Source organism: Streptomyces phytophilus (assembly GCF_013870535.1).
Taxonomy (GTDB): domain Bacteria; phylum Actinomycetota; class Actinomycetes; order Streptomycetales; family Streptomycetaceae; genus Streptomyces; species Streptomyces phytophilus.
This window is the reverse complement of record NZ_JACBXC010000135.1, coordinates 1-8,697: the sequence shown is the minus strand read 5'-3', so window position 1 is coordinate 8,697 and position 8,697 is coordinate 1. Positions and strand designations below refer to the sequence as shown.

At 72.9% G+C, this 8,697-nt stretch carries 8 protein-coding genes; 4 read left to right on the top strand and 4 right to left on the bottom strand.

Annotated elements, in window-relative coordinates; all coding sequences use genetic code 11:
- The 3 genes from H5J30_RS09990 to H5J30_RS09980 all read left to right on the top strand — a co-directional run.
- The coding region (locus H5J30_RS09990; RefSeq protein WP_181787063.1) for a serine hydrolase domain-containing protein at positions 1–1,061 on the top strand (1,061 nt) is incomplete at its 5' end.
- 44 nt (positions 1,062–1,105) lie between these two features.
- Positions 1,106–1,630, top strand: coding sequence for a PH domain-containing protein (locus H5J30_RS09985; RefSeq protein WP_220188729.1), 525 nt, complete (start codon positions 1,106–1,108; stop codon positions 1,628–1,630).
- 199 nt (positions 1,631–1,829) lie between these two features.
- Positions 1,830–2,504 (top strand): lytic polysaccharide monooxygenase auxiliary activity family 9 protein, encoded by a 675-nt coding sequence (locus H5J30_RS09980; protein WP_508470410.1) that lies wholly within the window; start codon positions 1,830–1,832, stop codon positions 2,502–2,504.
- 111 nt (positions 2,505–2,615) lie between these two features.
- Here the strand turns inward: H5J30_RS09980 and H5J30_RS09975 are convergent, their stop codons facing one another.
- From H5J30_RS09975 to H5J30_RS09960, 4 genes are all read right to left on the bottom strand, one after another.
- Positions 2,616–3,689, bottom strand: a complete 1,074-nt coding sequence (locus tag H5J30_RS09975; protein WP_181787062.1) for a cobalamin B12-binding domain-containing protein — start codon at positions 3,687–3,689, stop codon at positions 2,616–2,618.
- Positions 3,690–3,717: 28 nt separating this feature from the next.
- Positions 3,718–5,076 carry a PP2C family protein-serine/threonine phosphatase gene (locus tag H5J30_RS37455; RefSeq protein WP_309505482.1) on the bottom strand — a complete coding sequence of 453 codons (1,359 nt, stop codon included), beginning with the start codon at positions 5,074–5,076 and terminating at the stop codon, positions 3,718–3,720.
- A 520-nt stretch (positions 5,077–5,596) separates the two neighbouring features.
- On the bottom strand, positions 5,597–6,259 hold the full coding sequence (gene msrA / locus H5J30_RS09965; RefSeq protein WP_181787064.1) for a peptide-methionine (S)-S-oxide reductase MsrA: 663 nt from the start codon (positions 6,257–6,259) through the stop codon (positions 5,597–5,599).
- A gap of 73 nt (positions 6,260–6,332) precedes the next feature.
- Positions 6,333–7,424, bottom strand: coding sequence for a hypothetical protein (locus H5J30_RS09960; protein WP_181787061.1), 1,092 nt, complete (start codon positions 7,422–7,424; stop codon positions 6,333–6,335).
- A 116-nt stretch (positions 7,425–7,540) separates the two neighbouring features.
- Between H5J30_RS09960 and H5J30_RS09955 the strand changes: the two genes are divergently transcribed.
- The gene (locus H5J30_RS09955; protein ID WP_181787060.1) at positions 7,541–8,686 is read left to right on the top strand and encodes a cystathionine gamma-synthase; all 1,146 of its coding nucleotides are present in this window, start codon (positions 7,541–7,543) and stop codon (positions 8,684–8,686) included.
- The last annotated feature ends 11 nt before the right edge of the window (positions 8,687–8,697 follow it).

Sequence of the window (8,697 nt, the reverse complement as noted above, 5' to 3'; positions counted from 1 at the left end):
CCCTGCCGGAGCTGGACCCCGCCGCCCTCCAGGCCGCGATCGACGACCTGGACCACCCGCCGTCCACCGCCGCCCAACTGCGGGTCGCCGGCACGTCCGGCCGCTGGTACGGGACCTCGGGCGTGGCCGACACCGGCACCGGGCGGCCGGTGTCGGCGTACCACCGGGTCCGCATCGGCAGCGTCACCAAGGTGTTCGTCGCGACGGTGGTGCTGCAACTGGTGGCGGAGGGCCGCGTCCTGCTGGACGCCCCGGTGCGGCGCCTGCTGCCCGGGCTGCTGCCGGCGCGCTTCGCGCCGGTCACCCTCGCGCACCTGCTGACCCACACCAGCGGGCTGCCCGACCACGTCGGCATCCCGGAGCCGCGGACCGCGGAAGAGGTGTTCCGCCACCGCTTCGACCACTGGACACCGCGGGAGTGGGTGGCGACCGCGACGCACGGGCCGCTGAAGTTCGCCCCGGGCACCGGGCAGGAGTACCGCGGCATCAACTACGTCCTCGCCGCCATGATCATCGACAGGCTCACCGGCCGCCCGTACGGGCACGCCGTCGCCACCCGCATTCTGCGCCCGCTCGACCTGACGCGCACCGCCGTACCCGGCGACGACCGGCACATCAAGGGCCGGCACGTACACGGCTACCTCACCATGGCCGACGGCACCCTCCGCGACATCACCGCGTACGACCAGTCCTCCGCCCGCGGCGAGGGCGACATGATCTCGACGGCGGACGACCTCGACCGGCTGCTCGCCGCACTGTTCGCCGGCGAACTGCTGCCGCCGGAACTGCTGCGCCTGATGTTCACCCTGCCACCCGACGACGTACGCATGCCGGACGGCAGCCCGGCCCGCTACTCGGTGGGACTGCAGCGGGCCGTGGTAGCCGGCATCCCCCTGTGGGGCAAGACCGGCGAAACGTACGGCTACAAGAACGCCGCGTTCTCCACCCGCGACGGACGCCGCCGCTTCGTCCTCGCCTACCACCCGACGACCGTCGGCGGCGACCAGAGCGAACCGGTCGCCCGCGTCGCCGCCCTGCTTGTGGCCGGCCCCGCCTCTTGAGGAGAATGCTGCGCACGGCAACGGGGATTGAGGGGGGACGGCTCATGACTGTGCCGGGCGAGCAGGAGTTGGGCGCCTTCGTGGCGCGCCACCAGACCGATGTGGGGCGCCACGGGCGGACGGGGATCATCTCGCTGGTGATCGGGGTGGCCGCGGCGGCCGCGTCCATCCCGATCGTCATCCAGACCTTCGAGGACTCGGCGAGCGGCACCCTCGCCGGCCTGGTGGTGGGCGTGGCCCTGCTGTGCCTGTGGTCGGGCATCACCAACGGCCTGCGCTACACCAGCCGCCACGGGGAGGTCTACACGGTCCGCGAGGGCGGCCTCGTCTACCGCAGGACCGGGGAGTCCCGGGTGATCCCCTGGGAGAGCATCCGCAAGGTCTCGGACAGCGGCCAGAACAACGCGATCAGCGCGGCGATGGGGTGGGACGTCCACTGCCGCATCAAGATACGCAACGGCAAACGCCTCCTCCTCACGGGCTTCACACACGACGCGCCCAGGCTGTCCCGCACGATCCAGCAGGCAGTACGAGAGGGCACCCACCCCCTCCCCCCGAACACCGACTGACCACCCCGGGCCGCTGCCTGCCGCCCGGAAGCCCGGCACTTGGCACGGGGACCGGGGCAGGGGCGACGGTGCTCGCCGCGGGGGAAGGCGGGCCGCGCGGGCGGCGGGCAACTCTGTTTTCGTCATGGACATCTCACCTAGGCGGAGTAGTCTGGGAGCGCTCCCATTCGTGTTCTTCCATCGGAACAGGAGACCCCCCATGCACCAGCCAAGCCCATCCCGCAGGCGCTCCCGTCCGGCTGTCCGCCGGCCCTTCCAGGCGATCGTCCTGCTGGTCGCCATGGTCGTCGGCGCGCTCGCCTGGACCGGCACCGCCCAGGCGCACGGCACCGTCGTCGACCCGGCAACCCGCGCCTACCACTGCTGGGACGAGTGGGGCGACGACCACCTGAACCCGGTCATGGAGCAAGAGGACCCCATGTGCTGGCAGGCGTACCAGGCCAACCCCAACACCATGTGGAACTGGATGAGCATGCTCCAGGACAACCTCGGCGGGAGGTTCGAGGAGCGGATCCCCAACGGGAAGCTCTGCAGCAACAACCTGCAGAACTTCGAGAGCCTCAACAACCCCGGCCCCTGGACGACGACCGACGTCGGTGACAACTTCTCCATCCACCTGTACGACCAGGCGTCCCACGGCGCCGACTTCTTCCGGGTCTACGTGAGCAAGCAGGGGTTCGACCCCAAGACCCAGGCCCTCGGCTGGGGCGACCTCGACTTCATCACCGAGACCGGCAGTTACCCGCCGGCGTCCGACATCACGTTCCCCGTCCAGACCTCCGGCTACTCCGGGCACCACATCGTCTTCACGATCTGGCAGGCATCCCACCTGGACCAGGCATACCTGATGTGCAGCGACGTGAACTTCGGCTGACCGATCGCCGGCCCGGTGCCGCCTGACCGGCACCGGGCCCGCGTCCCGCGTCCCGCGGCGCCCGTGCCCGCGAGCGCGCCGTCCCCGTGCGGGCGCTCTCGCGGCGCCCGTTCATCCCGGACGGCCGGAGTCGTCCTCCTGCCCGACGAGGAACCGGCGTCCTCCCGCGAGCTTGTCGAGGGCCCGGGGCGATCCGTGCAGCCGGTCGGTCAGGGCGTCGACCAGCGCGAGGAGGCAGCGCGAGTCCGCCGAGCGGGCGGCGAGGTAGGTCCGTACGAAGGCGAGGTGCCGGGTGAACACCCCCTCGTCGTCCACGAAGACGGCCGCCGCCAGGGAATCCAGCAGCCGGCCGAGAAACCCGGTGCCCTCCTCCTGCTCCGTACCCGAGCGCCCGCGCAAGTCCGGGCACACGTCACGCAGCGCGGAGGCCAGGTGCTCCAGCAGCCCGGGGCGTTGCCTGACGAGCGTCGCGTACGCCTCCACCGCATCCGCCTGGACGGACGACTCGCCGCGCAGCACCGGCGGCCAGCGCTGAAGCAGCGCTTCCGCGGCGCCGCGGGCATCGGCCGCGTACAGGTCCGCACCCAGCGCGTACGCCCACGTGCCCGCGGGCCCGAACCCCGGCCCGCCCGCGATGACGGGCACACCGGCCCACCGGCAGATCTCGATCTGCCGGTACGCGAGCGGAAGGTTCCAGGGCAGCGTGCACGAGAGAGCGACCACGTCGGGGCCGTTCTGGTGGACGTCCGACAGCATCCCTTGCGGCGACACCGACCCGCCGAGTGAGCGCACGTCGAAGCCGTGCAGTCGCAGCACCTCGGTGAGGATCCGGGCGGGGAGAACGTGCCATTCGCCGTCGCTGCACGCCACCAGCACGCGGCCCCGCGCACCGGCACCGCCCGCCGGCGGGCGCGCGGTGCCGCGGGCGGCGGACGCGACCTCGTCCACGGTCCGCCTGCTGACATGGGTGGCCGCGTGCTCCTGCGCCACCGTCCACTCGCCGGACTCCCACCGCTCGCCGACCCTCACCTGTGCCGGTGCCACCAGATGGAGCAGTACGTCCTGCGCGCTCACCCCGCGCGCCACCAGACCGACGGCCAGCTCGATCGCCGCGTCCTCGTCCGCAGCCGCCAGGCAGGCGTCGAAGGAGGCGCGGGCGGCTTCGGTGATCCGGGTATCGCTCATGGGCTCCCGGCCTTCCCGGCATCGGGACTCACGCGGCTCCCGGGCCGAGGGGGCACCTCCCCGCCGCGGCGGGGAGCCGAGGGGGCACCTCCCCGCCGCGGCGGGGAGGTGCTTGCAGCGTCAGGAGGGAGATGTCGTCGTGGGGGCGGCCGGCGAGCCATTCGGTGGTGAGGAGTTCCAGCCGCTCGGCGACCGACGCCGCCGGCATGTCGGTGCAACTGGCCAGCGCGTCGACCAGGCGTTCGTCGCCGTATATCTCCCACCCGCTCGCGCCGCCCCGCGCTTCGGTGACCCCGTCGCTGTAGAAGAGGATCAGCTCGCCGGGTGCGAGCAGGCACTCCGTACGGCCGAAACTGGGATCGGGCACCGCTCCGACGAGCGTGCCCTCGCAGGGGATCTCCTCCACCCTTCCGTCGCCCCGCAGCGCGAGCGGGGAGAGGTGGCCGCCGCCGGCGATCTCCACCTTCACCGAGCCGTCGTCGCGGGGGCAGGCGGAGCCCGTGACGAGGGTCGCGAAGCGGTGGCCGTCGCTGAGCACGAGGTCGTTGAGCAGGCGCAGGTCACGCAGGGGTTCGCTGCCCTTCGCGACCATGGCCAGGGTCCGCATGCTCTGCCGCAGGTGCCCGGCCAGCACCGCGGCCTCCGCGCCCTTGCCGGAGACGTCGCCGAAGAAGAACGTGACCCCGCCCTCGGGGGAGGGGGCCACGTGGTAGAAGTCGCCGCTGATGTGCAGTGCCTCGGCGGCCGGCCGGTAGGCGGCGCCGAGCCTGAGGCCGTCGGCGGAGGGCAGTGGTTCCGGGGCCATGCTGTCCTGCAGGACGGCGATGGTGTGGGCCTGCTGCGAATAGAGCGCCGCCGTTGCCAGCGCGAGGCCGGCTCTCACGGCGAACCGATGCGCCAGTTCGATGTCCGCGTCGTCGAAGCGGTCACGCTCCGGGCCGCGCAGCATGATCAGCACGCCGGCCGGCACGCCGCCCGCGGCGAGCTGGGCCACGAGCGGCTCGCCGCCCTGGACGAGCTCCGCGGGCAGGAGGCCGTCGAGCGCGTCCAGCTGCTCGGCGCTGACGACGCCGGGGCGCGGTTGCAGCCCGTACAGGGCGTTCGCGACCTCGGGGACCTCTTCGAGCAGCTCGACCGCGACCTCCCCGGAAGAGCGCGCGTCCCCCGGACCCGCCCGGTACCAGTCCGTACGCCGCCCGCTCGCGGGCAGGACGACCACGGACACGTCAGCAAGTTTCGGGGTGGCGATCTCGACGAGCGTACGGGCGGTGCGCCCGTGATGGAGCGACGCACCCAGGCGCTGGGCGGCCTCCTCCAGGAAGGCCGACCTGCCGCGTTCGCCGGCGAGCGCGGCCCAGGCCCCCTGCGCGCGGCCGACCTGGACCACCCATACCGCGAGTACGTCGACGGCGGCCCTCGTGGGCGGCGGAGAAGCGCTGAGCCCCCCGGTCCTGGGCGCGGGCGAGGGGCGCTGCCGACGCGCCGGTCGGCTTCCCGGGGCGCAGCCGGGGAAAGATACGGGCGGCGGCGCGGTTGAACCCCAGCACCGTCCCATCGGCGCGGTCGCAGGTGACGACGGCCTCATCGACGAGATCCAGCAGCTCACCGAGCTGCGCGGAGGTATGGCTCCACGCGCCCGCGCCGTCTCCGTCGTCCGCCATCGGCCACCACCTCTTGCGCGCTCCACACCTGAGCCCGAAATCCTAAGTTTTCATACTATTTCTACCATCGTGCCCACGCCCGACGCGCCATGCGGCAGCGGCAGGTCGTCGTCGGTGCAGGGGGGAGCCGGCCAGCCGGCACAGCAGCCGGCACGCCGCCGCGTACGCAGGCACACGGAAGCGGGCGAGCCCGGGGCCTTCTCCCCGGATCGCCGCGGGGCACGCGGCGGCGCTCGCCCGGGTTTGTCAGTCCGCGCTGGCGACGCCCACCGGGCAGGAGACGCCCGTGCCGCCTATGCCGCAGTAGCCGTTCGGGTTCTTCTCCAGGTACTGCTGGTGGTACGCCTCCGCCGCGTAGAAGGGGCGGTTGGCCGACGGGAGGATCTCCGTGGTGATGTCGCCGTAGCCCGCGGTGGTCAGGACCTGCTGGTACGACGCGCGGGTGGCGTTGGCCGCGGTGGTCTGGGCGGGGGTGTGGGTGTAGATCGCCGAGCGGTACTGGGTGCCGATGTCGTTGCCCTGGCGGAAGCCCTGCGTGGGGTCGTGGGACTCCCAGAACACCTTGAGCAGGTCGTCGTAGGAGACCACCGACGGGTCGTACACCACCCGGACCGCCTCCGTGTGGCCCGTCCGGCCCGTGCAGACCTCCTCGTACGTGGGGTGCGTCGTGTGTCCGCCCTGGTAGCCGACGAGGGTCGTCCAGACGCCCGGTGTCTGCCAGAAGCGGCGCTCCGCGCCCCAGAAACAGCCGAGGCCGAAGTCCGCGACCTCCAGGCCCTCCGGGTACGGGCCCTCCAGGGGGGTGCCCAGCACCGTGTGGCGGTCCGGGACGGAGTACGCGGGCGCGGGGCGGCCGGGCAGGGCCTCGTCCTTGGTGACGAGCTGGCTCTTGTCGCGGTTCAGGAACATCTCCGGCCTCCTCCGCTGGTGCTGCTGGATGTCCACAAGGGGAACGTACCGCGGCCCTCGGACATTCCCGCCCTCACTTCAACGCGGCGCCCCTGCCGCCCTCGTAGCCCGCCACCGCCAGCGCCCGGTACGCCGCGTACTCCGCCGCCGGCTGCTCGCTCAGCGACCACGGGAGCGCGCCCACGTACCCGTCCACGTGCTGCATCTGCTCCAGCGCCTCCTTGTACCGCTCCGCCCGCACCAGGAAGCACACCAGCAGGTGCCGCACGTGCGGCAGCATCGGGTGGTCCGCCGGGGCGTGGTGCACCGCGTACTGCGCGCCCTCGATCGCCTGCATGACGACCTCGCCCTCGTACAGCCCGCGCACCAGGTTCGCCTCCGGCAGGTGCTCCCAGACCGCGAACAGCGGCAGCGCCGGCAGCAGCGTCCCCGGGCCCGCCGAGGCGGCCGCGCGCTGCGCGAAGTCGTACGCCGCCTCCCTGGAGCCGTGCCACTTCTCGCACGCGTACTGCAGCGCCGCCAGGTGCGCGCCCATGTGGTCGCCCGCGCGCTGCTCGACCGTGTGCCACAGCTCCTCGAAGTCCGCCTCGCGGTAGTGCGCGCCGCGGGCGATGGCCAGCTCGATGATGTACGGCATGGGGCTGCCCGGCGCCAGCATGGCCGCCTCCGTGCAGACCTTCTTCGCCTCCTCCAGGATCACCGGGAACTCCTCCGCCCCCGCCCCGGCCATCCACGCCTGCCGTACCAGGAACTCCGCGTGCACCTCGGCCCCGCCCACGTCCTTGGGCTTCTCCGCGCGCCACGCGCGCAGCCACGCGCCGCCCTCGCCCGGCGTCCGCGCCAGCTCGAAGGCCGCCGCGCCCGCCAGCGTCTGCACGCGCTGCCAGCGCAGCTCCCACTCGTCGTCGGTGAGCGCGAGCAGCCGGGAGGCCGCCTGCCAGTCCCCGTCCTGCTGGAGTTCCTTCAGGACCTCGGCGAGCTGCGGGTCGGGGCCGGGGAGGCGGACGTCCAGCTCGTCCACGGGTACGAAGCCGTAGCCGCCGGCGGGGTCGACGGCCCGCGCGTTCGACTGCAGCACCTCCCGGCCGCCCCGGGCACGCCGCAGCAGGGGCACGGCCACCCACGCGATCAGGGCGATGGCGAGGAGTGCGAACAATAGTTCCATTGATGTGTCCTGGCTTCTCAAAGAGGGGACGGGCCGGTGCGCGTACGGGTCCTCCCCTCCAGCAAACCAGACCGGCGTGCGCAACCGCCCCCCTCCAGGGCTTATCCTCGGGCCGCATGAGCCAGCCCAGCTTCGAGACCGTCGCCATCCACGCGGGCCAGGAGCCCGACCCGGCGACGGGCGCGGTCGTACCGCCGATCCACCAGGTGTCCACGTACAAGCAGGACGGGGTGGGGGGCCTGCGCGGAGGCTACGAGTACAGCCGTTCCGCGAACCCCACCCGCACCGCCCTGGAGCAGAACCTCGCCGCGCTGGAGGGCGGGGCCCGGGGCCTCGCGTTCGCCTCCGGGCTGGCCGCCGAGGACTGCCTGCTGCGCACCGTGCTCGGCCCCGGCGACCACGTGGTCATCCCCGATGACGCCTACGGCGGCTCCTTCCGGCTGTTCGCGCAGGTCGCGGCGCGTTGGGGAGTGCAGTTCTCGGTCGCGCACACCGCGGACCCGGCGGCGGTACGGGCCGCGCTGACCGACCGTACGAAGGCGGTGTGGGTCGAGACGCCCAGCAACCCGCTCCTCGGCATCACCGACATCACCGCCTCCGCCGCCGTCGCGCACGAGGCCGGCGCGCTGCTCGTCGTCGACAACACCTTCGCCAGCCCCTACCTGCAGCAGCCGCTGGCGCTCGGCGCCGACGTCGTCGTGCACTCCACGACCAAGTACATGGGCGGGCACTCGGACGTCGTCGGCGGCGCGCTCGTCGTGGCCGACCGCGAGCTGGGCGAGCGGCTGGCGTTCCACCAGAACGCCATGGGCGCGGTGGCCGGGCCGTTCGACGCCTGGCTGGTGCTGCGCGGCATCAAGACGCTGGCCGTACGGATGGACAGGCACAGCGCCAACGCGGCGCGCGTCGCGCACATGCTGGACCGGCACCCGCGGGTGACGCACGTCTACTACCCGGGCCTCGAAGACCACCCCGGGCACGAGACCGCCGCCAAGCAGATGCGCGACTTCGGCGGCATGGTGTCGTTCCGCGTCGAGGGCGGCGAGGAAGCGGCGGTCGAGGTCTGCAACCGGGCGGGGCTGTTCATCCTCGGGGAGTCGCTGGGCGGCGTCGAGTCGCTGATCGAGCACCCGGGGCGGATGACGCACGCCTCGGCTGCGGGCTCGCCGCTGGAGGTGCCGGACGACCTGGTGCGGCTGTCCGTCGGCATCGAGTCGGCGGACGACCTGCTGGCGGACCTCACGCAGGCACTGGGCGGCTGAGGCGCGGAGAG

Excerpts from the sequence above, each read along its gene's own strand:
- H5J30_RS09960 (WP_181787061.1), bottom strand. The coding sequence starts at position 7,424 with ATGGAACTATTGTTCGCACTCCTCGCCATCGCCCTGATCGCGTGGGTG.
- H5J30_RS09955 (WP_181787060.1), top strand. The coding sequence starts at position 7,541 with ATGAGCCAGCCCAGCTTCGAGACCGTCGCCATCCACGCGGGCCAGGAG.
- H5J30_RS09980 (WP_508470410.1), top strand. The coding sequence starts at position 1,830 with ATGCACCAGCCAAGCCCATCCCGCAGGCGCTCCCGTCCGGCTGTCCGC.
- H5J30_RS09985 (WP_220188729.1), top strand. The coding sequence starts at position 1,106 with ATGACTGTGCCGGGCGAGCAGGAGTTGGGCGCCTTCGTGGCGCGCCAC.
- msrA (WP_181787064.1), bottom strand. The coding sequence starts at position 6,259 with ATGTTCCTGAACCGCGACAAGAGCCAGCTCGTCACCAAGGACGAGGCC.
- H5J30_RS09975 (WP_181787062.1), bottom strand. The coding sequence starts at position 3,689 with ATGAGCGATACCCGGATCACCGAAGCCGCCCGCGCCTCCTTCGACGCC.